This window comes from Streptomyces sp. NPDC020996 (assembly GCF_040641355.1).
Taxonomy (GTDB): Bacteria; Actinomycetota; Actinomycetes; order Streptomycetales; family Streptomycetaceae; genus Streptomyces.
On record NZ_JBFADM010000006.1, the window covers coordinates 77,224 to 100,156 of the forward strand.

Sequence of the window (22,933 nt, forward strand, 5' to 3'; positions counted from 1 at the left end):
GCGGCCTCACGCCACGTGAGGTGCAAGTCGGTTCTCCCGTCCTCCAAGTCGGTTCTCCGGTCCTCCCGGCCGCGGCGCCCGTTACGCCCCGCGGTGCTTCGCCCGCCGCATCCGCCCGGTCTGCTTATGGTGATCCGGCGGTGCCCAACTAGCTGTGCGGGGGCGCGACCACGCGCCCCCGGTCGTCCGACCCGACTGTCTGGAGACACGCCCATGCCGCTCCACCGAGGTCCCGGCAAGCCCGACGAGCGTCCGATGTCCGTCAACCCCTTCTACGGGGAGGCCAACCCGGTCGGCGGCATGACGGACGCCCCGCCCAGGCACCGGCTGCCGGACACCCCGCTGTCGCCGTCGACGGCGTACCAGCTGGTGCACGACGAGCTGATGCTGGACGGCAACGCGCGGCTGAACCTGGCCACCTTCGTCACCACCTGGATGGAACCGCAGGCCGGCGTGCTGATGTCGGACTGCCGGGACAAGAACATGATCGACAAGGACGAGTACCCGCGCACCGCCGAGCTGGAACGGCGCTGTGTGTCGATGCTCGCCGACCTGTGGAACGCGCCCGACCCGGCGGCGGCCGTGGGCTGTTCGACGACCGGGTCGAGCGAGGCGTGCATGCTGGCCGGGATGGCGCTCAAGCGGCGCTGGGCGCGGCGCAACGCAGACCGCTACCCCTCACGGGAGGCCCGCCCCAACCTCGTCATGGGGGTCAACGTCCAGGTCTGCTGGGACAAGTTCTGCAACTTCTGGGAGGTGGAGGCGCGTCAGGTGCCCATGGACGGCGACCGCTTCCACATCGACCCGCAGGCCGCGGCGGAGCTGTGCGACGAGAACACCATCGGGGTCGTCGGCATCCTGGGCTCCACCTTCGACGGGTCCTACGAGCCGATCGCCGACCTGTGCTCCGCGCTCGACGACCTCCAGGAGCGCACCGGCCTCGACATCCCGGTGCACGTCGACGGCGCGTCGGGCGCCATGATCGCGCCCTTCCTCGACGAGGACCTGGTGTGGGACTTCCGCCTGCCGCGCGTGGCGTCCATCAACACCTCGGGGCACAAGTACGGCCTGGTCTACCCGGGCGTCGGCTGGGCGCTGTGGCGCGACAAGGAGGCGCTCCCGGACGAACTCGTCTTCCACGTCAACTACCTGGGCGGCGACATGCCCACCTTCGCCCTGAACTTCTCCCGCCCCGGCGCCCAGGTGGCCGCGCAGTACTACACGTTCCTGCGGCTGGGCCGCGAGGGGTTCCGGGCGGTGCAGCAGACCACCCGGGACGTGGCCCGGAGCGTCGCCGAGCGGGTGGACGCGCTCGGCGACTTCCAGTTGCTGACCCGGGGCGACCAGCTGCCCGTCTTCGCCTTCACGACGGCCCCGGACGTCGACGCGTTCGACGTCTTCGACGTCTCCCGGCGGCTGCGCGAGCGCGGCTGGCTGGTGCCGGCGTACACCTTCCCGCCGAACCGCGAGGACCTGTCCGTGCTGCGGATCGTGTGCCGCAACGGCTTCTCCGCCGACCTCGCCGACCTGTTCATGGAGGACCTGACCCGGCTGCTGCCGGAACTGCGGCGGCAGCGGCATCCCGTGACCCGGGACAGGCAGGCGGCCACCGGGTTCCATCACTAGGCCCCAAGGCCCCGCCCCCGTCCGACGGCCTCAGTCTCCGGCGAGGGTGACCAGCTCGAACGCCGTCTTGCCGTCCAGCGACTCGCGGATGATGTCGGCGTGGCCGGCGTGCCGGGCCGTCTCGCGGATCAGGTGCAGGCACAGCCAGCGCAGCGAGACGGCCTCGTCCGGCGGGAACCAGGGGGCGTTCGGCAGCGGGAAGGTGTCGTCGAGACTCGGGGCGGACCGGATGAACGCCTCCGTCTCGGCGGCGACCTGCTCCCAGTAGGCCAGTTGGGAGGCGAGGGTCTCGCCGTCGGCCAACCGGAAGCACTCGTCCCAGTTCGACTCGTCCCGCTTGACCGCCGGCGGTTCGCCCTTGGCGAGGGCGGTCCAGTACTGCTCGACCTCGGCGACGTGCTTGACCAGCCCGCCCAGGGACAGCTCGCTGGCGCTGGGCCGGCTCGCGGCCTGCTCCTCGGTCAGCCCCAGTACCGCCCGCCGGATGCCGCCGCGCTGTTCGGCGAGGAAGGCCAGGAGCGCCCCGCGCTCGTCGCCCCGCGTCTCGGCTCGCACGTGAGTGACCATGACCGCCGCCTTTCGTCGGTGCCGGGGACTTTCCCCTGACACCGACGAAGCTACGGGCCCTTGCGGTCAGGTTCTGTCCGCAAGGGCCCGTGGCTGGGAGGAACACCCGAAGGGAGGGGTCAGAACGGGAAGCGGCTGCGCCCGTGCTGCACCGAGATCCACTTCAGCGTGGTGAAGGCGTCCAGGGTCGTCTCGCCGTTGAGCCGGCCGACGCCCGAGTTCTTCTCGCCGCCGAAGGGGACGAGCGGCTCGTCGTGCACGGTGCCGTCGTTCACGTGGAACATGCCGGTGTCGATCTGCCTGGCGAAGGCCACGCCCCGCTCGACGTCACCGGTGTGCACGGCGCCGCTCAGACCGTACGGCGTGTCGTTGACGATGCGCACCGCCTCCTCCTCGCCGTCGAAGGGGATGAGGAAGGCGATGGGCCCGAAGACCTCCTGCCGGAGCAGGGCCGAGTCGAGGGGTACGTCGAGCAGGACGGTCGGCGTGACCAGGTTGCCCGTGGTCGTGCCGTGCGACCAGGCCGTCCCGCCCTCCTGGATCGCCTGCGTCACGACCGCCGAAAGCGCCTCCGCCTGCGAGGAGTTGATCACCGGGCCGATGACGGTCTCCGGGTCGCGCGGGTCGCCGACCTTGAGGCTCTTGACCTTGGCCACGAACTTCTCGGTGAAGTCCTCGTAGATCGAACGGTCGACCAGCACGCGGTTGGCGGCCATGCAGACCTGGCCCTGGTGGACGTACCGGCTGAAGACGGCGGCGTCGACCGCGTAGTCGAGGTCGGCGTCGTCGAGGACCACGATGGCGCTGTTGCCGCCGAGTTCGAGGACCGTGCGCTTGAACTGCGCGGCGCAGACGGTGGCCACGTGGCGGCCGACCTTGTCGGAGCCGGTGAAGGAGATGACCTTCGGGATCGGGTGCTCGATGAAGGCGTCGCCGATCTCCGCGATGTCGGTGATGACGACGTTGAGCAGGCCGGCCGGCAGGCCCGCGTCCTCGAAGATCTTCGCGACCAGGGAGCCGCCGACGACCGGGGTGTTCTGATGCGGCTTGAGCACCACGCCGTTGCCGAGCGCGAGGGCCGGCGCGACCGACTTGAGGGACAGCAGGAACGGGAAGTTGAAGGGGCTGATCACGCCGACGACGCCGACCGGCTCCCGGTAGAGGCGGTTCTCCTTGCCGTCGACCGGCGAGGGGAGGATCTTGCCCTCGGGGCGCAGCGCCAGGTGGATCGACTCGCGCAGGAACTCCTTGGCGAGGTGCAGTTCGAAGCCGGCCTTCAGGTGGGTGCCGCCGAGCTCGGCGATGATCACCTCGGTGATCTCCTGCTGGCGTTCCTCGATCAGCGCGAGCGCCTTCTCGAAGACCGCACGGCGCGCGTACGGGTTGGTAGCGGCCCACTGCTTCTGGGCGCGGGCCGCCGCCCGGTACGCCTCGTCGACCTCGTCGACCGTGGCGATCGTGATCGACGCGAGCTTCTCGCCGTCGTACGGGTTGAAGTCGATGATGTCCCAGGAACCGGTTCCCGGACGCCACTCACCGTCGATGTACTGCTGAGCCAGGTCGTTGAAGCAGGACGACATGTGATCCCTCAATCACTAGCAGACACCAGATCTTCGACAGATCTCCATCACGGTCTGATCACACGTCATCGTACTTATGTTTCAAGAGAGTTGGAGGAGACCCCGGAGAAGATCACGGCTCTCGCCGGGTCCGGGACTGTCCTGCTGGAGCTCCTTGAGGGCCCTCTCGTACTGGGTGACGTCCTCGGTCTTGTCCAGATAGAGCGCGCTGGTGAGCTGCTCGAGGTAGACCACGTCCGACAGGTCCGACTCGGGGAAGGACAGGATCGTGAACGCGCCGCTCTCGCCCGAGTGACCGCCGAAGCCGAACGGCATGATCTGCAGCCGCACGTTGGGCTGTTCGGAGATCTCGATCAGGTGCTGGAGCTGACCGCGCATCACCTCGCGGTCGCCGTAGGGGCGGCGCAGGGCGGCCTCGTCGAGCACGACGTGGAACTCGGGGGCGTTCTCGGCGACCAGGTACTTCTGCCGCTCCAGGCGCAGCGCCACCCGCTTCTCGATGTCGGCCTCGCTCGCGCCCCGCATGCCGCGTCCGACGACCGCCCGGGCGTACGCCTCGGTCTGCAGCAGCCCGTGCACGAACTGCACCTCGTAGGCGCGGATCAGGGACGCCGCGCCCTCCAGCCCCACATAGGTGGGGAACCAGCTCGGCAGCACGTCCGAGTAACTGTGCCACCAGCCCGCGACGTTGGCCTCCCGGGCGAGGGAGAGCAGCGAGGTGCGCTCCGTCTCGTCCGTGATGCCGTACAGCGTCAGCAGGTCTTCCACGTCCCTCGTCTTGAAGCTCACCCGGCCCAGCTCCATCCGGCTGATCTTCGACTCCGAGGCGCGGATCGAGTACCCCGCCTGCTCCCGCGTGATCCCCCTGGACTCACGCAGCCGCCTGAGTTGCGAGCCGAGCAGCATGCGCCGCACCACCGATCCGGGCTCTCCCGCGCTCACTTTCGCCAGCCTCCCCAACCGTGTTCAGGGGCCGCAGTCTGCCACTAAAACACTCCGAGCAGTACTCGTCCGATTACAGAGACGGAAGGAACCCAGAGATTCTGCGCAGGAAGGAGGAAGGTTGTGGCAAGGGAAGGGAGGGAAGGTGACGGAAAAAATGGCCAGTAAGCGGTACGTGGGCATCCAATTCGGTCACGTGCACGTGCATCTGCCCTTGCATCTGCCCTGCGCATCCGAAACCATGGACTCGCGCCACCGCTGCATCGCAACGACCGCGAAATCCCGGGAGTGCCTCGCATGGGGACGAATGGATCGACCATGCTCGAGCCGTTACGGCAGGGCCTTCCGCCGCTGGATCCCGCGGCCGCGTCCGACGCCGCCTCCTGCGCCCTGCCCGCCCGCTACGAAGCGGTGCGCGAGGCACGGCGGTTCACCCGCGCGACACTCGACCAATGGGGCGCCGGCGACCGTTACGACGACGTCTGCCTGGTGGTCTCGGAACTGGTGACCAACGCTCTGCGGCACGCGCTGCCGGAGGGGGCGGGTGCGGTGGCGGGCACGGGTGCGGCAAGCGCGTCGGGACAGCACGCGCCGGTGCGGTTGCACCTGATGCGGTGGTCCGGACGGCTGGTGTGCGCGGTGCGCGACCTCAGCGACGGCACCCCGGTGGCCGGCGACGCGGACGACTTCTCCGCGGAGTCGGGCCGTGGGCTGCTCCTCGTCGAATCCTTCGCCGACGGCTGGGGCTGGCACCCGCTGGCGGGCGCGTTCGGCGGCAAAGTCGTCTGGGCGCTGTTCATGCTGTCGCCGGCACCACCCGCGGCGCCCGCAGCACCCGCCATACCGGCGGCGCGGCGCATGACGGACCGCGGCGTCTTCTGACGCCGCGGTTCTACGCGCGTGGCGGAGGGTGACGCACCGATCACTACGGGTCACGCCGGGCGGTACCGGGCGCTGTGGGTGCGGCGGGTGCGGCGGGCGTTGTGGGTGCCGCAGGGGCTGCGGGCGCCGCGGGCGTTGTGGGTGCCGCGGGCGCCACGGAATCCCGTGGCGGTCAGCCGACGATCAGGTGGTCGAACTCGCCGTCCTTGACCCCGAGCAGCATCGCCTCGATCTCCGCGCGCGTGTAGACGAGCGCGGGCCCTTCGGGGAAGCGCGAGTTGCGCACTGCCACGTCGCCGCCGGGCAGCCGCGCGAACTCCACACAGGAGCCCTGCGAGTTGCTGTGCCGGCTCTTCTGCCAGGCCACCCCGTCCAGCTGTGTGGCCGCCATGCCGTTGTACACGTCCTGGTCCACAGGTTGCTCCTGGTGGTGCCGTGGCCTTTGGGGCCGAAGATGCAGTGGTCAACTGATCCGGATCATAGCTGCGTTCACGTGCAGCTGCGCGAGCAGATGCACGTGCACGAGGGGTGCTGCCGCGGTTACAGATGCGCCCTGCGCGGTGGTCCCTCTGATCCAGCGCACCGTCCGGGATTCCCATCACCTGCGGTCTCGGTCCCCGCCCGTGACCTGTCCCGTCGTGCGTGCGGGTCGTCGGGGCCGCGCTTCGCGCGCACCCGCGTTCCTCGTGTACTAGGAAGAGACGCTCGCCGGGGCCTTCCTGTTCCAGCGTCCACGTGACGGGTTCGCGCGACCGCTCGAAGAGCGGGGAGACGCGGGGAGACGCGGGGAGGCGCCGGGAATCCCGCGATCCCGGAAATCTCACAGCCGCTCCCCATGGCGGGGGCGGCCTGCACTGGTAGCTTGCTGCGGGCGTTCGGGCCAACCCGCTACAGCTTGGAGCTTGCAGTGACTTCGGCGATCTTCTCGCGCTTCCCGCGTTCGTCGCGCACGGTGTCACGCCGGCCGGTGTCGCCGGTGCGGATCGCGGCAGCGGCCGCGGGGCTGGTGGGCGTGCTCACGCTGACCGCGTGCGGCGGCGACGGCGACTCCTCGGACGACTCCTCGTCCACTTCGGGCGCGTCCGCGTCCGCCACGGCCACCGCGGACACCGGAGGCGGCAGCGGCGGGACGACGGCCACGTCCGACGAACTGCAGGGCAGTTGGCTGGCCACGACCGGCGGCAAGGCCGTGGCGCTGGTGGTCAACGGCCGGCAGGCCGGGCTGTTCTCGACCGGCGGGACGGTGTGCAGCGGCACCGCGGGCAAGGAGTCCGGCGCGCGGACGATCCGGCTCACTTGCACGGACGGCAGCAAGGACCGGGCGACGGGGACGGTCGACTCCGTCAACAAGACGTCACTGAAGATCACCTGGTCGGGTGGTCTCGGCCAGGAGACGTACACCAAGTCGGAGGGCGGCACGCTGCCTTCGGGTCTGCCGACGGCAACTCTCGGGTCGTAGGGCGCCCGGGCAACCAGCTCGTGGTCGTGGGCTCGCGGGCTCGCGGGCTCGTGGGCTCGTGGGCTCGTGGGCTCGTGGGCTCGTGGGCTCGTGGGCGATGATCCTTGGACGCGATCACCGGCGTCACGCCGCCCCGAAGCACCATCACGCCCCCTGAGCACCGAAGGACCCACATGCGCGCCACCCCGATCACCGTCGCCGCTCTCGCCGCGGCCCTGCTGCTGACCGCCTGCGACGACGGCGGGAGCGACGGCGGCGACAAGGGCACACCGAAGGCCGGCGGCGCCTGCACGCTCGACGGCCTCGGCGTGCAGGTTGCCGCCAGCCCCGCCCCGGCCGCCGGAGACACCGGCAACGTCACCGTCACGCTCACCAACCGCGGCACCGAGTGCACGCTGGCGGGCTTCCCCGGCGTCGGCCTGCATGCCGGGAACACCTCCGCCGCGGTGCCGTCGGACCAGGCCGCCAAGGGAGGGAAGCTCACCCTCGCCAAGGGCTCGACCGCATCCTTCACCCTCACCTACGTGCGCGGCGAGGCGGGCGGCGCCAAGAGCCTGCCGGTGAAGACCGCGACGTTCACCCTCCCCGGCTCCTCCGCCGACCACAGTTTCACCTGGTCGTACGGCGACGTCGCGGTCAAGGGCGACGCGGGCGGGCCGGACGCCTCGGTGACCGGTTTCCAGCAGGCCGGCGACTGACAGCAAGCCGACGGCTGACGTCCCGCCTCACGGCAGCCGCGGCCGGTCCGTCACCCGCGCCCGGTCCGCGGCCTCGGTGCCCTCCGTCCAGCCGGCCTCGTCGCCGACTCCGCGCAGCCGGGTCGTGGTCGTCTCCGGGAACATCCGGTCCAGCCGGTCGCCGACCGCGACCTCGCGCGAGGCCAGGACGGGGAGCAGGTCGTCGGTCACCTGGGTCCCGGCGGCCGCCGCGAGGCGGGTGCCCATGCGGTGGGCGTAGGCCGCGAGGAAGGACTGGCGGAAGGTCTTGGTGCGTTTGCGGCCGCCCCTGCGCTGGGCCGCCTCCGCCTTCGTCATCGCCGACTGGGCCTGCACCAGCAGCGAGGTGAACAGCAGCTCGACCGCCTCCAGGTCGGCCTCGAAGCCGACCACGGTGGAGAAGCCGAACGCCTCGTTCCACACGGCACGGCAGTGGTTGGCCGTGGCGACCGCGTCCAGCAGCACCGCCTTGGCCTGCTCGTACGGCGGCTCGACACCGACGCGGCAGGCGCCGGGGGCGTCCCCGGCGGGCGCCGCCGCCGACAGCAGCGCCTCGTCGAGGCTGTAGCGGGCCGTGAGCTCCTGCGCCTTGGCGGTGAGCGCTTCGGCCTCCTCCGGAAAGGCCGTCGCCTCCGCCTTGGCGAGCAACGCGCGGACGCGCGCCAGCATCCGGGACTCGGGCCGGGACTGCCGGGCGGCGGGCTCCCGCTCGTCGAGCGGTTCGAGTGCGGGCAGGCGCAGCAGCAGGCGGTACAGCTCCAGCAGCGCGGTGGCGTGCGAGAAGCGGTCGGTGCGGGGCGGAGGACGGAGGGCCCCGCCCGGCCCGGCGGCGTCGACGGAGCCGACCGCTTCGGCTGTTTCGCCCGCTTCACCCGCTTCGGCTGCTTCGGCGGCCAAGTCCTCCAACTGCGCGGCCCAACGCGGACCGCGCGGGCGGTCGTCCGGCGCCTGCGCACGGATCAGCGACGACACCAGGCGTACGTGAACGTCGTCCAGTTCGCGGCGCACGATCCGTACGACGTCGGCGGGCTGCCACCCGCGCTGCCAGGCCGCCGCAACGAACCCCCTTCCCCGGCGTTCGAGTTCGGCGTCCGCCGCGGGGTCGGCGGCGAGCACCGACGCGCCCGTGTCGAGGGCGGCGTCGCTGTCGTCGTACAGGGCGGCCCGGAAGGCGCGGTCGACAGTGCCGGTGGTCGTGCTGCTCACCCCTCGATCCTGACACGCCCCACTGACAAGCCCACTGCCCCCGCGGTTCTCCGGCGCACGCGCGCACGCGCGCCCGCAACGCGGTGATGGCCGCCCCGGGCACCTGCTCCTCGGCCTGCTGGCCGAGCCGGAGGGACTCGCGGCCAAGGCGATCACGGCACCGGGCGTGCCGCTCGACGCCGTGCGGCAGGCGACGACCGCCCGCCCTCCCGTCCGCCGCCGAAGGGGTCCCGGATCTCATCCCCTACGGCTCCGCCGCCAAGAAGGTGCTGGGGCTCACCTTCCGCGAGGCCCTTCGCCTCGGCCACAACTACGTCGGCACCGAGCACATCCTGCTGGCGTTGCCGGAGTTCGAGAACGGCACGGGCGTGCCGGCGGACCTCGGCATCGGGAAGCCGGCGGTGGAGGCCGAGGTCGCGAAGGCGCTCGCGCAGTACGCGCAGGCCCCGAAGGAGACGAGCTGAGCCGAACGGGACCGCCCGGGACCGCCCGAAACAACGGGCCGGCACGCCGGCGAGAGCCCGCGTCGTCCGCCCGCCTCGCCGGCCCCGCCCTGTGCTCGCCCCGGCTCGTCGGATCCGCGTTGTCAGACCCGCCTGCGACACTCGCAGGCATGACCGACCGGTGGGCGCTCGCTCCGACCGAGGACGGCGGCGCGGAGGTCGCCCCCCTCGGTCCCGGCGGGCTGCCCGCCGGGCCGGTGCGCAGGGAGGCGGACCTCGCGCGGGCCGTGCGGGAGCGGCCCGAGGTCACGCGGTGGGTGTGGCGGTCCACCGCCGAGGTCTACCCGCGCCTGCTCGCCGCCGGCGTGCGCGTGAAGCGGTGCTACGACGTCGAGGACGCCGAGACCCTCCTCCTCGGCCACGAGGGGAGATACGGCGAACCCCGCTCGGCGGCCGCCGCCCTGGCCCGGCTGCGCGGCGGCCCCGTACCCCCCGATCCGCCGCAGCGCTCCGCCGAGCCGGGCGCCCAGTCCCCCCTCTTCGAGCCGCAGTCCGTCCGCCTCCCGCTGGCCGACCTCGCCGAGGTGTACGCCGGGCAGCAGCGCCGGCACGAGGCGGCGGCGCACCCCGACCGGATGCGGCTGCTGACCGCGGCCGAGTCGGCGGGCATGCTGGTCGCCGCCGAGATGAACCGGGCCGGACTGCCGTGGAGCGCCGAGGTGCACCGCCGGATGCTGCACGAACTGCTCGGCGAGCGGTACGCGGGCGGCGGCGAGCCCCGGCGGCTGGCCGAGCTGGCCGACCAGGTGTCCGCCGCGTTCGGCCGCCGCGTCCGCCCCGACCTGCCCGCGGACGTCGTCAAGGCCTTCGCCCGGGCCGGCGTCAAGGTCAGATCCACCCGCCGCCACGAGCTCGAGTCCGTCGACCATCCGGCCGTGAAACCGCTGCTGGAATACAAGAAGCTGTACCGGATCTGGGTCGCCCACGGCTGGTCCTGGCTGCAGGACTGGGTGCGCGACGGGCGGTTCCGTCCCGAGTTCCTCGCGGGCGGCACGGTCACCGGACGCTGGGTCACCCACGGCGGAGGCGGGCTGCAGATCCCCAGGGTCATCCGGCGTGCCGTGGTCGCCGACCCCGGCTGGCGACTGGTCGTCGCCGACGCCGACCAGATGGAGCCGCGGGTGCTCGCCGCCATCTCACGCGACCCGGCGCTGATGGAGGTCGCCGGACGCGACGGGGACCTGTACCAGTCCGTCTCCGACCGGGCGTTCTCCGGCGACCGCGCGCAGGCCAAACTCGCCGTCCTCGGCGCGGTCTACGGCCAGACCTCCGGCGACGGCCTGAAGAACCTCGCCGCGCTCAGACGCCGCTTCCCCCGGGCGGTGGCGTACGTCGACGACGCGGCCCGCGCGGGCGAGGAGGGCCGGCTCGTGCGGACCTGGCTGGGGCGGACCTGCCCGCCCGCGGCCGGGGCGGGCGGGGACGCGGCGGAGGAGGCGGGCATCCCCGTCGGTGAGGACGAACCCGAGGGACGGCAGTGGGCTCCGGGTCACTCCTCAGGCGACGCCCGCGCCCGGGGCCGCTTCGCCCGCAACTTCGTCGTCCAGGGCAGCGCCGCCGACTGGGCGCTGCTGCTGCTCGCCGCGCTGCGGCAGGCCTGCGCGGACATGGCGGCCGAGCTGGTCTTCTTCCAGCACGACGAGGTGATCGTGCACTGCCCCGAGGAGGAGGCCGAGGCGGTCGTGACGGCGATCCGGGAGGCGGCGGACCTGGCCGGACGGCTCACGTTCGGCGAGACGCCGGTCCGGTTCCCTTTCACGACGGCGGTGGTGGAGTGCTACGGCGACGCCAAGTGACTGTCAGTCACCCCGGTCAGATGACCGGCGGCCGACCCAGCCGGGTGAGCCGCCACACCGTCCGCCACCGCATGGGCCGCCGCTCACCGGCCGGTTCCCGCAGCCCTTCCACGAACCCGCCGAACCAGGCGCGCAGCCCGGCCCACGACCGGGTCCGTGCCAGGGTCAGCAGCACCCAGATCCCCAGGTGGACGGGGACGAGGACGAGCGGCAGCCGGCGCCGCACGAGCCACACCCGGTTCCGCGCGTTGACGCGGTAGTAGATGGCGTGCCGGGCCGGCGAGGTCTTCGGGTGCCGCAGCAGCAGTTCGGGCGCGTACAGGATCCGCCACCCCGCGTCGGCGGCCCGCCAGGCGAGGTCGGTCTCCTCGTGCGCGAAGAAGAACTCGGCGGGCCAGTCCCCCACTTCGTCCAGCATCGTCGTACGCAGCGCGTGCCCGCCGCCGAGGAAGTGGGTGACGTACCCGCCGCGCATCGGGTCGGAGGAGCCCACCCGCGGCACGTGCCGCTGCTGCGTCTCCCCGTTCTCGTCCGCGATGCGGAAGCCGACGATCCCGAGCCGCGGGTCGGCGTCGAACAACTCCCGCACGCGCCGCAGCACACCGGCGTCCACCAGCAGACCGTCGTCGTCCAACTCGACGACGACGTCGACGTCGCCGAACTCGCGCAGCGCGCGCAGGGCCGCGTTCCGCCCGCCGGGGCAGCCGAGGTTCTCGTCCAGTTCGAGCAGGGTGACCTCGCCGGGCAACGCCAGGCGCGCGTCGTAGTCGGGCAACGGGCAGCCGTTGCCGACGACCACGATCCGCGTAGGCGCCAGGTCCTGCTTGGCCACGGACTCCAGCAGCGCCTCGACCTCGGCGGGCCGGTTGCCCATGGTCACGACGGCGACCGCGATCCCCGACGCCCCCGTGTCCGCCATGTCCCACTCCGTCCCGGCCGCCGACGACACCGGGCGCGATGCTAACCGTTCACGGTAAGGACTTCTCAAGGACGCCGGTCGGTCGGCCGTGTCGTGGGCCGCGGCGCGGAGCGCCGGGCGCCGACGGCCATGAACGCCGCCGCCGACGCGACCAGCACACCGCCCGCCACCCACCACGGCCAGTCGGCGGCGGCTCCGGAACCCGCGGAGGCCACCGGTCGCGCCGACGAGGACGACGCCGTGGGGGTGGATGTGGAAGCGGCCGGCGTGGGCCCGGGCCGGGCGGCCGCAGCGGCCGACGCGTCCGTGCTGGTGAAGGCGAAGCGGCCCTGGAGCGGGGCTCCGTCCGCCGCGACGGTCCGCCAGGTCACCTGGATCCGGCCCGTCGGCAGGGGCCCCACCTTCTGCCGTACGTCGCCGTCCAGCACGCTCGGCACGCCGTCGCCGTACGACGCCCCGTCCGGACCGGTGACCACGACCGCGGTGTACGGCTGCTTCACCGGACCGTCGAAACTCAGCGTGATCACCGTGGGCGCCTTCGCCGTCACGGACCCGGCCGCCGGGCTGGAGTCGAGCAGCCGCGCGTGCGCCCACGCCGGCGCGGCCGGCCACAGGACCGACACCACGGCCAGCAGCAGGACCGTGACGACGAGCGGCACAGCTCTGGGTTCTACGAGGAGGCTTCGGCGCTTCACATCCCAGTACGTCGGATCCGGCCCCCGACGAGTTCCCGGCCGGCACCGCTTTCCGCCCCGCGCCGTGTGCGGAACACGTCACACACCGCCCGGGAACTCGCCGCCGACGCGGCCCGACTCCCTGTGTGACTGCGGGAGTGACGCCGCAACCGAGCCGGAGGCACAGACACCATGCACACCATCACCCCCAAGACCACGCCGGTGGCCCGCGCCGCCCGCCTGCGTGCCCTCGCAGCGGCCACGGCGGCCACGGCCGTATGCCTCACCGCCCTCGCCGGCTGCGGCACGAGCGGGTCGTCGTCCTCCGACGCGAGCGCCTCCGCCAAGGCCTCCACCAAGGCCGCGGCGACCCCGGCGGCCGCGCTGACGGTGAAGGACCCGTGGGTGAAGGCCTCCGGCTCCGCCATGACGGCCGTCTTCGGCACCCTCCTCAACACCACCGGCAGCAAGGTCACGGTCGTGTCCGCGACCTCGACCGCGGCGAAGAAGACGGAACTGCACGAAGTCGCCGACGTGGACGGCAAGATGGTGATGCGCCCGAAGGAGGGCGGCTTCACCGTCCCGGCCCACGGCACCCACCAACTGCAGCCCGGCGCCGACCACCTGATGCTGATGGGCCTGGCCAAGGAGGTGAAGCCGGGCGACGAGGTCACCGTCACCCTCACGTTCGAGGACGGCCGGAGCCTGCGCTTCACCGCGGTCGCCAAGGCGTTCGCGGGCGGCAAGGAGAACTACAGCCCCGGCATGAAGAAGGGCTGACCCCCGCCATGGACGACACCACCGTCTCCCCGGCCGACGGTGCCGGCGCGGGCGCGGTCAGCCGCCGCCGGCTGCTGGCGGGCGGCGCGCTCACCGTCGGCGGGGCCCTGGCCGGAGCCGGGATCGGCGTCGCGGCAACCGACGGCGACGGCTCCGCCGGCTCCGCCCCCGCCGCGTCGCGGCAGCAGGCCCCGGCCTACGGCACGCAGCGGATCGCGTTCCACGGTCGTCACCAGGCGGGGATCGCCACCCCGGCCCAGGCGCACGCCGTGTTCCTCGGCTTCGACCTGGCCAAGGGCGTGGACCGCGCGGCACTGGGCCGGATGATGCGGCTGCTCACCGACGACGCCGCACGGCTGACCCGGGGTGAGCCCGCGCTCGCCGACACCGAAGGCGAACTGGCGGCGCTGCCGGCCCGGTTGACGGTCACGTTCGGCTTCGGTCCGGGCCTGTTCACGGCAGCCGGACTGGAGCACCAGCGGCCCGCGTCGCTCGCGCCGCTGCCCCGCTTCTCCATCGACCGGCTCCAGGACCGCTTCTGCGGCGGCGACCTGCTGGTCCAGATCTGCGCCGACGACCCGCTCACCGTCGCGCACGCCCAGCGGATGCTCATCAAGGACGCCCGCAGCTTCGCCCGGCTGCGCTGGGCACAGCGCGGGTTCCGCCGCGGGCGCGGAGTCGAGGACGACGGCGTGACCCAGCGCAACCTCATGGGCCAGCTGGACGGCACCGCCAACCCGGCCCCCGGCGGCGACGTCTTCGCCGGGGCCGTGTGGACCGACTCGGGCCCCGCGTGGCTCAAGGACGGCGGCACGACCCTCGTCCTGCGCCGTGTCCGCATCGAGCTGGAGACCTGGGACGCCGCCGACACGAAGGCCAGGGAGTTCACCGTCGGCCGGCGCCTGGCCACCGGCGCCCCGCTCACCGGCAAGGCCGAGAAGGACCTGCCGGACTTCGACGCGAAGAACGAGCTCGGTTTCCCCGTCATCGCCGACCAGGCCCACATCCGTCGCGCCCACGTCACCGACGACCGAGCCCGCATCTTCCGCCGCCCCTACAACTACGACGACGCCCCGGCCGCGGACGGACGCCCCGACACCGGCCTGCTGTTCGCCTCGTTCCAGCGGGACATCGGCGAACAGTTCCTGCCCATCCAGCGCAGACTCGCCGCCGCGGACCTGCTCAACCAGTGGACCACCCCGATCGGCTCGGCCGTCTTCGCCATCCCACCCGGCTGCCCTCCGGACGGCTGGATCGGCCAGTCCCTGCTGGAGTAGCGCGCCGCCCGGTCCCCCGGCCCCCGGGGCGGCACCCTCGCCGCCCCGGCCCACGCCGAGGTGAGCCGCAGTACCCGGCTCACCTCGGCGAAGGATTCGAGGCTGCGTGCGGCCTCACCACCCAGATCGCGGACTCCCTGGTGCGGATCCTCGATGCGCGGGGGCCAGGACCCGGATGCCACCGGTGTCCGGCCCCGTCCCTTGATCAGCGTCGATCACTGATCAAGGGAGCTCGTGGTGGTTGGTGCGGCCGGACCACCCAGCCGTATGAGCTCGGCAGCGGAGACCGGCAGGCTGATCAGGCAAGGGTCGCGACTGTCACTTCTCGATGTCCGCGCGCATGGAAGCAAAGAGCCGGCCGGCCTCGTCGAGCTTCATGTCGGGTATGACGGCGACGCCGGTTGTATGGGGATCTGCCCAACCGCAGATGCTGTTCTCGCGCTTCGGGTCCACCATCATGCACTCCACCGAGCCGCCCAGTGTGCCTGCTTCGACCGCATGCGCCTTGGGCCGTTTGCCGGCAGACTCGTGGGACAGAAGCGGGATCAGTTGCCCGTACAGGTACTCCCGCCGCTCAGCGGTGCTTTCCGGGATGTCGGCCTCGCCTACGAAGAGGATCGGATCGGCTGCCTGCTCCCCGGTGTACGCGGTTACCACCACGGTGGAGTCCTTGGTGACCTTGCCGGGATCCACGGAGACCTTCTTCAGCATCTCGTGGTCGCGGTCCCGCTTCAGACCACCGGCATTCTCGGCACCCACGATCGTCCGGTGCTTCTTCGACGTCTCCCCTCGCGACGCATCCCCGTCATCGGAAGAGAGCGTGAACCCACACGACGACAGGGCGGACAAACCCAGCGTAACCGCAAGAATCCTGACGAAGCGGCCACGGGCGAATGTCACTTCATTGATCATCTTCTGACAGTAGACATGTCAATCAATACTCTTCGGGAGTAATAGATGCTCAATTTGCGTCACGGCGGGGCGGTCGGCGCCAGGCGATTGTGTTCCGGCTCCATCGGGCGGCCGCCGGAAGACGCCCCTGATGTGGAGCCCGGCCGGGCGAACGGTCGCGGTGGCCTCGACGACTGGTCGAAGACCCGCAAACAACGACATCATCCCCGGCGTCGGCCGACACCGCATCGACAAGCTGCGGCTGAGCACCTGGACCGGATGCACCGGGCCCTGCTCGACGTCGGCCACGCTCGGGAAGGACCCCATGCGGCGCATGGGCGGGTTCTTCGTGCCTCCGCCCGCGACTCCGATTCAAGGCCCCACTGAGACCAGAACTGAGACCACTGACACTCGTGCGGCCCGCGCGCCACGTCGCCGCCGCATCCACTGAACGAGAAAACCCAGTTCAGACAATGTCTGAGCTGGGCCTTCAGTGGAGCCGCCTTCGGGATTCGAACCCGAGACCTACGCATTACGAGTGCGTTGCTCTGGCCATCTGAGCTAAGGCGGCGCGCTGTCGCACTATGGTGCGATCAGCAACGTCGGTAAGTCTACACAGTTTCCGGGGTGCTCCGTACCAGCCCCCGGAGCACCCCGGGCCGGGTCGGCGGTCAGGGCTACGAGCAGCGCTTTCCCGGTGGCGGAGGCGTCCCGTGGAGGAGGTAGGCGTCGATCGCGGAGTCGATGCAGGCACTGCCTCGGCCGTAGGCGGTGTGGCCGTCGCTCTCGTAGGTGAGCAGGCGGGCCGAGGAGAGCTGGCGGGAGAGGGAGCGGGCCCAGCGGTAGGGGGTCGCCGGGTCGCGGGTGGTGCCGACCACGACGATCGGCGCCGCGCCCCGCGCCTCGATGCGGTGGGGCTCACCGGTGGGCCTGACCGGCCAGTACGCGCAGCCCAGGGACGCCCAGGCGAGGCCCTCGCCGAAGACCGGGGACGCCTCCTCGAAGGCGGGGAGGTCCTTGCGCACCTGGTCGGGGGTGGCGAAGGCGGCCGGGAGGTCCAGGCAGTTCACGGCGGCGTTGGCGGACATCAGGTTCGAGTAGCGGCCGCCGGCCTCGCGTTCGTAGTAGCTGTCGGACAGGGCGAGCAGGCCGGCGCCGTCGTTTGATTTCATCGCCGACGCCAGCGCCCCGCGCAGTTGCTCCCAGGCGCCCTGGTCGTACATCGCCGCGATCACGCCGGTGGTGGCAAGGGCTTCGCCGAGCCTGCGGCCGTCGATGTCGCCGGTGGGGATCGGGTGTGTGTCCAGCTTCCGGAAGAAGGCCTTGAGGTGCGGGCCGACCTCGGAGGCCCGCTTGCCGAGCGGGCAGTCCCGGTGCCGTACGCAGTCCTTCGCGAAGGATGTGAACGCCGTCTCGAAGCCCGCCGTCTGGTCGAGGTTCAGGCGCCGCGCGGGCAGCGCCGGGTCCATGGCGCCGTCCAGCACCAGCCGGCCCGCCCGCCGCGGGAACAGCCCGGCGTAGGTCGCCCCCAGCAGCGTCCCGTACGACGCGCCCACGTACGTCAGTTTCGGGTCGCCCAGCGCCGCCCGGAGCAGGTCCATGTCGCGTGCCGCCTCGACGGTGGAGACGTGCCGCAGCAGCCGCGGCGAGTGGGCGCCGCAGCCTTCCGCGAACTTCCGGTACGCGTCGACGAGCGCGCCGGTCTCCGCGCGGTCGTCGGGTGTGGTGTCGGTCTGCGCGTACGCGTCCATCTTCCGCCCGTCTAGGCAGGTCACGGGCTCGCTGCGGGCGACGCCCCGCGGGTCCACCGCGACCATGTCGTAGCGGGCGCGGACCTCGGCGGGGTAGCCGACGGCGGCGTACTGCTGCAGGTAGCCGATCGCCGAGCCGCCCGGCCCGCCGGGGTTGACCAGCAGCGACCCGAGCGGCTTGCCCTTGCCGGTGGCCCGCTTGCGGGCGACCGCGAGCCTGACGTCCCCCTCGGCGGGCTTGGCGTAGTCCAGCGGCGCCTTCATCGTGGCGCACTGGAAACCGGGGACGCCGCAGCCGTGCCAGGCCAGCTTCTGCCCGTAGTACGGGGCGAGGGCGCGCGGAGTGGACCGGGGCAGTGCCGCCAGCACGGCCTCCGCCGGGCTGCCGACCGAGGTCGCCGGGCCTTCGGTGGAGCAGGCGGGGACGAGCAGCAGGACCGCTGCGAGGAGGGCGCCGCCGATGCGGGCCGGGGGCCTTGCGGACGAGGTGGCCGGGCGGGGGGTTCGCCAGAGGTGCATCAGGCGAGCGTAACCCTGGGCTACTGGATGAATCCTCTCCGTACGCGCAATGGCTCGTACGAGTTACATGGTCAACCTCCTGTTGATCCTGGTCCCGGCTCCGGGTCCGGGCCGTGGGGCGCGGTGGTCAGCCCGCTCTGAGGGCCATCGTCATCGCCTCCACCGCGAGCAGCGGCGCCACATTGCGGTCGAGGGCCTCGCGGCAGGCGGCGATCGCCTCGATGCGGCGCAGGGTCGACTCGGGGGAGGTGGAACGGGCGAGGCGCTCGAGGGCGTCCTCCGCGTCCGCGTTGGCGATCGCCACCCTGGAGCCGAGCTGGAGGGCGAGCACGTCGCGGTAGAAGGCGGTGAGGTCGGTCAGGGCGACGTCGAGGCTGTCACGCTGCGTCCGCGTCCGGCGCCGCTTCTGCTTGTCCTCCAGTTCCTTCATCACGCCCGCCGTGCCGCGCGGCATCCGGCCGCCCTGGGCCGCGCCCAGCGCCGCCTTCAGTTCCTCGGTCTCCTTGCCGTCCATCTCCTCGGCGAGCTGGCGGGCGTCCTCCGCGGCCGCGTCGACGAGTTCCTGGGCGGCCTTCAGGCAGGCGCCGACCTCGTCGAGGCGCAGCGGGAGCTTCAGCACGGCGGCGCGGCGCTCGCGGGCGGCCGGGTCGGCGGCGAGGCGGCGGGCCCGGTCGACGTGGCCCTGTGTGGCGCGGGCCGCGGCGGCGGCGACGTGGGGCTCGATGCCCTCACGCCGTACGAGCATGTCGGCGACGGCGTCCACCGAGGGCGTGCGCAGGTTCAGGTGACGGCAGCGGGAGCGGATGGTGGGCAGGACGTCCTCGATGGAGGGGGCGCACAGCAGCCAGACCGTGCGGGGGGCGGGCTCCTCCACCGCCTTCAGGACGGCGTTGGCCGACTTCTCGTTCAGCCGCTCGGCGTCCTCGACGAGGATCACCTGCCAGCGGCCGTTCGCCGGGGAGGTGAACGACTTGCGGACGGTGTCCCGCATGTCGTCGGCGAGGATCTGCGTGCCGACCGCGGCGACCGTGGTGACGTCGGCGTGCGTGCCGACGAGGGCGGTGTGACAGCCCTCGCAGAAGCCGCAGCCGGGGGAGCCGCCGAGCGCCCGGTCCGGGGACACGCACTGCAGGGCGGCGGCGAACGCCCGTGCCGCCTGGTTCCGCCCGGCGCCGGGCGGTCCCGTGAACAGCCAGGCGTGCGTCATCTTCGACGCCTCCGGCACCGGAGTGTCCGCGGCGACCGCGGTGACCAGCGCGTCGGCGTCCCGGGCAGCCGCGTCGAGCTGCTCGGCCACCTTCTCCTGGCCCACGAGGTCGTCCCAGACGGTCATCGCTCACCCCGCCCTTTCGTCATGGTTCGCGGTGCGGCTTCCATTGTGCGGGGCGCCACTGACAACGCGGTCCGGACGGACCGCAGCCACCACGGAAAGGACGGCGGCTCCGGAACGGGACAGCGGCTCCGGAACGGACGGCGGCTGCGGACGGCAACCGCGGACGGCGGCTGGCCCGGGGGCCGCCGTCGGTCGGCGTCGTCGGCGAAGGCCGCCGGGTCAGCGTCCCCGGCCCCGGCGCGGGCCGCGGCCGGGGTCGTCGTCGTAGTCGTCGTCGCGCGGTCCGAGCAGTTCGTCCGCCAGCGTCGGCAGGTCGTCCAGCGGTGTCTCCTCGGCCCAGTCCGGCCGCGCCCGCCGCCGCGGAGTCCCCCGCTCGTCGACCTGAGGCAGCTCCCGCGTGCGGTCCGCCGTCCCGTCCGGGCGCACCCCGGCGGACGGCTCGTCCCGGAAGAACCCCGGCGGAACGCGGTCCGCCGGGCCCCCGTCACGCACCGGCGGCAGCACCGTCGTCTCGTCCGCGGCACCCGGCGGCACCGGCGGCAGCACCGCCGTCTCGTCCGCCGCGCCCGGCGGCACCGGCGGCTGCGGCAGCTTCGTCGTCACCTCGGCGTCGGACTCGACGTCGGACCCGCCGGCGGACCGCCCGCGGGAAGCCCCGGCGGCCGTGCCCTCGCGGTCCTCCTCCGGCACCGGCCGCAGCACCGCCGTCTCCTCCAGCGGGCCGCCCGAAGCGTTCGTCGGCGTCACGATCGGGGTCGGGACGGTCGAGGCGTCCGGCGCAGCGGCGGGCGGCGCCGAATGCCGGGGGCCCGCCTCCGCGGCGGCCGCGGCCTGCTCGGCGAGCCGGCGCGCCTCCTCGGCCCGCAGCAGGGCCTCCTCCGCCTTCCGCTGCTTCTCCAGTCGCCGCGCCTCGGCCTCGGCGCGCAGCCGGGCCTCTTCCTCGGCCTGCCTGCGCCGCCGCTCCTCCTCGGCCTTGCGGCGGGCCTCCGCCTCGGCCCGGGCCTTCTCCTCGGCGAGGAGCCGCTGCCGCTCCTCCTCGGCCTTCCGGCGCGCCTCCTCGGCCCGCTGCCGGGCCTCCTCCGCCTGCCGCTCGGCCTCGCGCCGCTGCGCCTCCTCCAGCTCGCGCCGCTTGCGCTCCTCCTCCTCGGCGCGCAGCCGTTCGAGCTGCTCCTGGCGCTCGCGCTCCAGCCGCTCCTCCTCGGCCTTGCGGGCGGCCTCCTCCTCTGCCCTGCGGCGGGCCTCCTCCTCGGCCTTGCGGCGGGCCTCCTCGCGGGCCTGGATCTCCGCCTCGGACAGCGGCAGCATCTGGTCGAGCCGGTGCCGTACGACGGTCGTGACGGCTTCGGGGTCCTGGCCGGCGTCCACGACGAGGTAGCGCCCGGGGTCGGCCGCGGCGAGCGTCAGGAAGCCGGCGCGCACGCGCGCGTGGAACTCGGCCGGTTCCGACTCCAGCCGGTCCGGCGCCTCGGTGAACCGCTCGCGCGCGATCTCCGGCGCGACGTCCAGCAGCACGGTCAGGTGGGGCACGAGGCCGTTCGTGGCCCAGCGGTTGATGCGGGCGATCTCCGTCGGGGACAGGTCACGGCCCGCGCCCTGGTAGGCGACCGAGGAGTCGATGTAGCGGTCGGAGATGACCACCGCGCCGCGCTCCAGCGCGGGCCGGACCACCGTGTCGACGTGCTCGGCGCGGTCCGCCGCGTACAGCAGCGCCTCCGCACGGTGCGAGAGGCCCGCGCTGGACACGTCCAGCAGGATCGACCGCAGCCGCTTGCCCACGGGCGTGGCGCCCGGCTCGCGGGTGAGGACGACCTCGTGTCCCTTGGCCCGGATCCACTCGGCGAGCGCCTCGGCCTGCGTGGACTTGCCGGCGCCGTCGCCGCCCTCCAGGGCGATGAAGAAACCGCCGGCCGCGGGCACCGTCTCGGGGTCGTCGCCGCCGAGCAGCGCGTCGCGCAGGTCCTGCCGCAGGGGCACGCCGGAGCGGTCGTCGACCTTGGCGAGCACCAGCGCGGCCACCGGCAGCAGCAGCGCGCCGACCAGCATCAGGGTGAAGGCCGCGCCGCCGTGGGCGAACACGAACTTGCCGTTCTCCAGACGGTGCGGGCCGATCCCCGCCGCCACCACGGGCGCGACGACCGCGCCGAGCGCCACGAAGACCCGTACGAACGCGTGCAGGTGCTCGGTGACGCGGGCGCGCCGCTGCTCCTCGGTCTCCTGGTCGAGCAGCGTGTGCCCGATGTTGGCGGCCATGCCCGCGCCGACGCCGGCCAGCGCGGCGATCAGCAGCACGGTGGTCACGTCCGGGACGAGACCGGCGGCCAGCAGCGCGACGCCGGTGAAGGCGATCACGAGGGCCAGCAGACGGCGTCTCGACAGGGTGGGCAGCACGGCGGGGGCGGTGCGTATGCCGACCACGACGCCGCCGGTCAGCGCGCCCACCAGCAGCCCGTACGTCACGGGGCCGCCGCCCAGGTCCTTGGCGTGCAGCACGGACACGGCGACGGCCGCGGAGATCGCGCCCGCGACGGCGGCGGAGGCGAGCACCAGCAGCGGCAGGACGCCCGTACGGCCCCGGTCGACGGCCGTGCCCGTCCTGGGCCGGCGCAGTCCCTCGAGCGGGGAACGCGCGCGTGGGGTGCGGGTGTCGGGGAGGACCAGGAAGGTCAGCACGGACAGGGAGGCGGCGAACAGCCCGGCCGCCACGTACGACGCGAGGGCGGCCTGGTGCTGGTCGAACCAGTCGATGCCGGAGCCCAGCAGGTTGTTGAGCAGCCCCGCGGCGACGAGCACGGCGGCCGCGAGCGGGATCGCGACGAAGCTCGTGCGCAGCGACAGCCGACGCAGGGCGTCCATGTGATCCGGCAGCGGCCGTATCGTCGCGCCCTCCGGGGGCGGGCCGGGCAGCAGCGCGGGAGACGCGCTCTCGCGGCACACCGTCCAGAAACGCTCGGCGACCCCGGCGACGAACACGGTGACCAGGAGGACGGCGAGCGCGTTGTCAGGCGTCCAGTCGATCCACAGGGGCGCCACGATGAGCAGCGCGACCCGCAGGCCGTCGGCGCCGACCATGGTCCAGCGCCGGTCGAGCGGGCCGTCCTGGGAGGTGAGCGAGGTGAGCGGTCCGAGGAGGACGGCTCCGAACAGCAGTGTCGACAGGATGCGCACCGCGAACACGCTCGCCACCGCGAACGCCACGCCCCGGTAACCGCCGCCGAAGGAGCCCGTGCCGATGGCCGCCTGAAGGGCGAGCAGCACGAGCACCAGGAGGGCGAGGGTGTCGCCGACGCCGCCCACGAGCTGCGCGCTCCACAACCGCCGCAGCTGCGGTCGGCGCAGCAGGGAGCGGACGGCGCGCTCGCGGGAGTCCGCGACCAGCGCATCGTCGGGGGCCGGCGGGTGGGCCGTTGGCTGCTCGGCTCGCGTCATGCGTTCAGCCTATCGGGACCGGCTGACAGCCAGCGGCGTCCGCCCGAACGCCGGCACGCCCCGACACCAAACTGATGCCGGGGTGT

19 protein-coding genes, 1 tRNA gene and 1 pseudogene are annotated in these 22,933 nt (G+C 72.9%); 8 read left to right on the forward strand and 13 right to left on the reverse strand.

Translation table 11 applies throughout. The annotated features are described in order from the left end of the window. Nucleotides 1–213 precede the first annotated feature (213 nt). Nucleotides 214–1,626 (forward strand): glutamate decarboxylase, encoded by a 1,413-nt coding sequence (locus AB0G63_RS06720; RefSeq protein WP_360745327.1) that lies wholly within the window; start codon nt 214–216, stop codon nt 1,624–1,626. Nucleotides 1,627–1,656: 30 nt separating this feature from the next. On the opposite strand, the gene AB0G63_RS06725 is transcribed toward AB0G63_RS06720, so the two are convergent. The 3 genes from AB0G63_RS06725 to AB0G63_RS06735 all read right to left on the reverse strand — a co-directional run bounded on the left by AB0G63_RS06725 (nt 1,657) and on the right by AB0G63_RS06735 (nt 4,679). After that, on the reverse strand, nt 1,657–2,193 hold the full coding sequence (locus tag AB0G63_RS06725; protein ID WP_360745330.1) for a DinB family protein: 537 nt from the start codon (nt 2,191–2,193) through the stop codon (nt 1,657–1,659). Nucleotides 2,194–2,312: 119 nt separating this feature from the next. Then, nucleotides 2,313–3,773, reverse strand: a complete 1,461-nt coding sequence (locus tag AB0G63_RS06730; RefSeq protein WP_360745333.1) for an aldehyde dehydrogenase family protein — start codon at nt 3,771–3,773, stop codon at nt 2,313–2,315. An 81-nt stretch (nt 3,774–3,854) separates the two neighbouring features. Next, nucleotides 3,855–4,679 carry a helix-turn-helix transcriptional regulator gene (locus AB0G63_RS06735; protein WP_360745741.1) on the reverse strand — a complete coding sequence of 275 codons (825 nt, stop codon included), beginning with the start codon at nt 4,677–4,679 and terminating at the stop codon, nt 3,855–3,857. 333 nt (nt 4,680–5,012) lie between these two features. On the opposite strand from AB0G63_RS06735, the gene AB0G63_RS06740 reads away from it, so the two are divergent. Then, nucleotides 5,013–5,597 (forward strand): ATP-binding protein, encoded by a 585-nt coding sequence (locus AB0G63_RS06740; protein ID WP_360745336.1) that lies wholly within the window; start codon nt 5,013–5,015, stop codon nt 5,595–5,597. Between the two features lie 172 nt (nt 5,598–5,769). Here the strand turns inward: AB0G63_RS06740 and AB0G63_RS06745 are convergent, their stop codons facing one another. Together AB0G63_RS06745 and AB0G63_RS06750 are read right to left on the reverse strand one after the other, a co-directional pair. After that, nucleotides 5,770–5,988, reverse strand: a complete 219-nt coding sequence (locus AB0G63_RS06745) for a DUF397 domain-containing protein (RefSeq protein WP_324784534.1) — start codon at nt 5,986–5,988, stop codon at nt 5,770–5,772. 497 nt (nt 5,989–6,485) lie between these two features. After that, complete coding sequence (locus AB0G63_RS06750; protein WP_360745339.1) at nt 6,486–6,617, reverse strand: hypothetical protein; 132 nt, start codon at nt 6,615–6,617, stop codon at nt 6,486–6,488. Between AB0G63_RS06750 and AB0G63_RS06755 the strand changes: the two genes are divergently transcribed. Together AB0G63_RS06755 and AB0G63_RS06760 are read left to right on the forward strand one after the other, a co-directional pair. Continuing rightward, entirely contained in the window at nt 6,610–7,056 is a 447-nt protein-coding gene (locus AB0G63_RS06755) for a hypothetical protein (RefSeq protein ID WP_360745342.1), read from the forward strand. The two genes, AB0G63_RS06750 and AB0G63_RS06755, sit on opposite strands and share 8 nt — an antisense overlap. Before the next feature lie 173 nt (nt 7,057–7,229). Continuing rightward, a complete protein-coding gene (locus AB0G63_RS06760) occupies nt 7,230–7,754 on the forward strand; it encodes a DUF4232 domain-containing protein (protein ID WP_360745345.1) in 525 nt (174 codons plus the stop codon). Between the two features lie 27 nt (nt 7,755–7,781). Here the strand turns inward: AB0G63_RS06760 and AB0G63_RS06765 are convergent, their stop codons facing one another. Then, a complete protein-coding gene (locus tag AB0G63_RS06765) occupies nt 7,782–8,978 on the reverse strand; it encodes a DUF2786 domain-containing protein (protein ID WP_360745348.1) in 1,197 nt (398 codons plus the stop codon). 85 nt (nt 8,979–9,063) lie between these two features. On the opposite strand from AB0G63_RS06765, the pseudogene AB0G63_RS06770 reads away from it, so the two are divergent. Continuing rightward, nucleotides 9,064–9,442, forward strand: a pseudogene (locus AB0G63_RS06770) (Clp protease N-terminal domain-containing protein); the annotation flags it as partial. 149 nt (nt 9,443–9,591) lie between these two features. Next, on the forward strand, nt 9,592–11,277 hold the full coding sequence (locus AB0G63_RS06775) for a bifunctional 3'-5' exonuclease/DNA polymerase (protein ID WP_360745351.1): 1,686 nt from the start codon (nt 9,592–9,594) through the stop codon (nt 11,275–11,277). A 16-nt stretch (nt 11,278–11,293) separates the two neighbouring features. Here AB0G63_RS06775 and AB0G63_RS06780 read toward each other — a convergent pair whose 3' ends face one another. Together AB0G63_RS06780 and AB0G63_RS06785 are read right to left on the reverse strand one after the other, a co-directional pair. Next, entirely contained in the window at nt 11,294–12,196 is a 903-nt protein-coding gene (locus AB0G63_RS06780) for a glycosyltransferase (RefSeq protein ID WP_360745354.1), read from the reverse strand. 65 nt (nt 12,197–12,261) lie between these two features. Beyond that, nucleotides 12,262–12,855 carry a copper resistance CopC family protein gene (locus tag AB0G63_RS06785; RefSeq protein WP_360745357.1) on the reverse strand — a complete coding sequence of 198 codons (594 nt, stop codon included), beginning with the start codon at nt 12,853–12,855 and terminating at the stop codon, nt 12,262–12,264. Nucleotides 12,856–13,062: 207 nt separating this feature from the next. On the opposite strand from AB0G63_RS06785, the gene AB0G63_RS06790 reads away from it, so the two are divergent. Together AB0G63_RS06790 and AB0G63_RS06795 are read left to right on the forward strand one after the other, a co-directional pair. After that, nucleotides 13,063–13,650 carry a copper chaperone PCu(A)C gene (locus tag AB0G63_RS06790; RefSeq protein ID WP_360745360.1) on the forward strand — a complete coding sequence of 196 codons (588 nt, stop codon included), beginning with the start codon at nt 13,063–13,065 and terminating at the stop codon, nt 13,648–13,650. Between the two features lie 8 nt (nt 13,651–13,658). After that, the gene (locus tag AB0G63_RS06795) at nt 13,659–14,927 is read left to right on the forward strand and encodes a Dyp-type peroxidase (protein WP_360745363.1); all 1,269 of its coding nucleotides are present in this window, start codon (nt 13,659–13,661) and stop codon (nt 14,925–14,927) included. A gap of 318 nt (nt 14,928–15,245) precedes the next feature. Here the strand turns inward: AB0G63_RS06795 and AB0G63_RS06800 are convergent, their stop codons facing one another. The 5 genes from AB0G63_RS06800 to tmk all read right to left on the reverse strand — a co-directional run bounded on the left by AB0G63_RS06800 (nt 15,246) and on the right by tmk (nt 22,847). After that, nucleotides 15,246–15,839, reverse strand: coding sequence for a hypothetical protein (locus tag AB0G63_RS06800; protein ID WP_360745366.1), 594 nt, complete (start codon nt 15,837–15,839; stop codon nt 15,246–15,248). Nucleotides 15,840–16,312: 473 nt separating this feature from the next. Next, nucleotides 16,313–16,389 (reverse strand) — tRNA-Thr (locus AB0G63_RS06805). A gap of 106 nt (nt 16,390–16,495) precedes the next feature. Then, nucleotides 16,496–18,088 carry an alpha/beta hydrolase gene (locus AB0G63_RS06810; RefSeq protein WP_360745369.1) on the reverse strand — a complete coding sequence of 531 codons (1,593 nt, stop codon included), beginning with the start codon at nt 18,086–18,088 and terminating at the stop codon, nt 16,496–16,498. 127 nt (nt 18,089–18,215) lie between these two features. Next, the gene (locus AB0G63_RS06815) at nt 18,216–19,421 is read right to left on the reverse strand and encodes a DNA polymerase III subunit delta' (protein ID WP_360745372.1); all 1,206 of its coding nucleotides are present in this window, start codon (nt 19,419–19,421) and stop codon (nt 18,216–18,218) included. 219 nt (nt 19,422–19,640) lie between these two features. Continuing rightward, entirely contained in the window at nt 19,641–22,847 is a 3,207-nt protein-coding gene (gene tmk, locus AB0G63_RS06820) for a dTMP kinase (protein WP_360745374.1), read from the reverse strand. Between the last annotated feature and the right edge of the window lie 86 nt (nt 22,848–22,933).

Excerpts from the sequence above, each read along its gene's own strand:
- AB0G63_RS06795 (WP_360745363.1), top strand. The coding sequence starts at position 13,659 with ATGGACGACACCACCGTCTCCCCGGCCGACGGTGCCGGCGCGGGCGCG.
- AB0G63_RS06760 (WP_360745345.1), top strand. The coding sequence starts at position 7,230 with ATGCGCGCCACCCCGATCACCGTCGCCGCTCTCGCCGCGGCCCTGCTG.
- AB0G63_RS06730 (WP_360745333.1), bottom strand. The coding sequence starts at position 3,773 with ATGTCGTCCTGCTTCAACGACCTGGCTCAGCAGTACATCGACGGTGAG.
- AB0G63_RS06745 (WP_324784534.1), bottom strand. The coding sequence starts at position 5,988 with ATGGCGGCCACACAGCTGGACGGGGTGGCCTGGCAGAAGAGCCGGCAC.
- AB0G63_RS06810 (WP_360745369.1), bottom strand. The coding sequence starts at position 18,088 with ATGCACCTCTGGCGAACCCCCCGCCCGGCCACCTCGTCCGCAAGGCCC.
- AB0G63_RS06790 (WP_360745360.1), top strand. The coding sequence starts at position 13,063 with ATGCACACCATCACCCCCAAGACCACGCCGGTGGCCCGCGCCGCCCGC.
- tmk (WP_360745374.1), bottom strand. The coding sequence starts at position 22,847 with ATGACGCGAGCCGAGCAGCCAACGGCCCACCCGCCGGCCCCCGACGAT.
- AB0G63_RS06740 (WP_360745336.1), top strand. The coding sequence starts at position 5,013 with ATGGGGACGAATGGATCGACCATGCTCGAGCCGTTACGGCAGGGCCTT.
- AB0G63_RS06725 (WP_360745330.1), bottom strand. The coding sequence starts at position 2,193 with ATGGTCACTCACGTGCGAGCCGAGACGCGGGGCGACGAGCGCGGGGCG.
- AB0G63_RS06735 (WP_360745741.1), bottom strand. The coding sequence starts at position 4,679 with ATGCTGCTCGGCTCGCAACTCAGGCGGCTGCGTGAGTCCAGGGGGATC.
- AB0G63_RS06800 (WP_360745366.1), bottom strand. The coding sequence starts at position 15,839 with ATGATCAATGAAGTGACATTCGCCCGTGGCCGCTTCGTCAGGATTCTT.
- AB0G63_RS06775 (WP_360745351.1), top strand. The coding sequence starts at position 9,592 with ATGACCGACCGGTGGGCGCTCGCTCCGACCGAGGACGGCGGCGCGGAG.
- AB0G63_RS06720 (WP_360745327.1), top strand. The coding sequence starts at position 214 with ATGCCGCTCCACCGAGGTCCCGGCAAGCCCGACGAGCGTCCGATGTCC.
- AB0G63_RS06780 (WP_360745354.1), bottom strand. The coding sequence starts at position 12,196 with ATGGCGGACACGGGGGCGTCGGGGATCGCGGTCGCCGTCGTGACCATG.
- AB0G63_RS06815 (WP_360745372.1), bottom strand. The coding sequence starts at position 19,421 with ATGACCGTCTGGGACGACCTCGTGGGCCAGGAGAAGGTGGCCGAGCAG.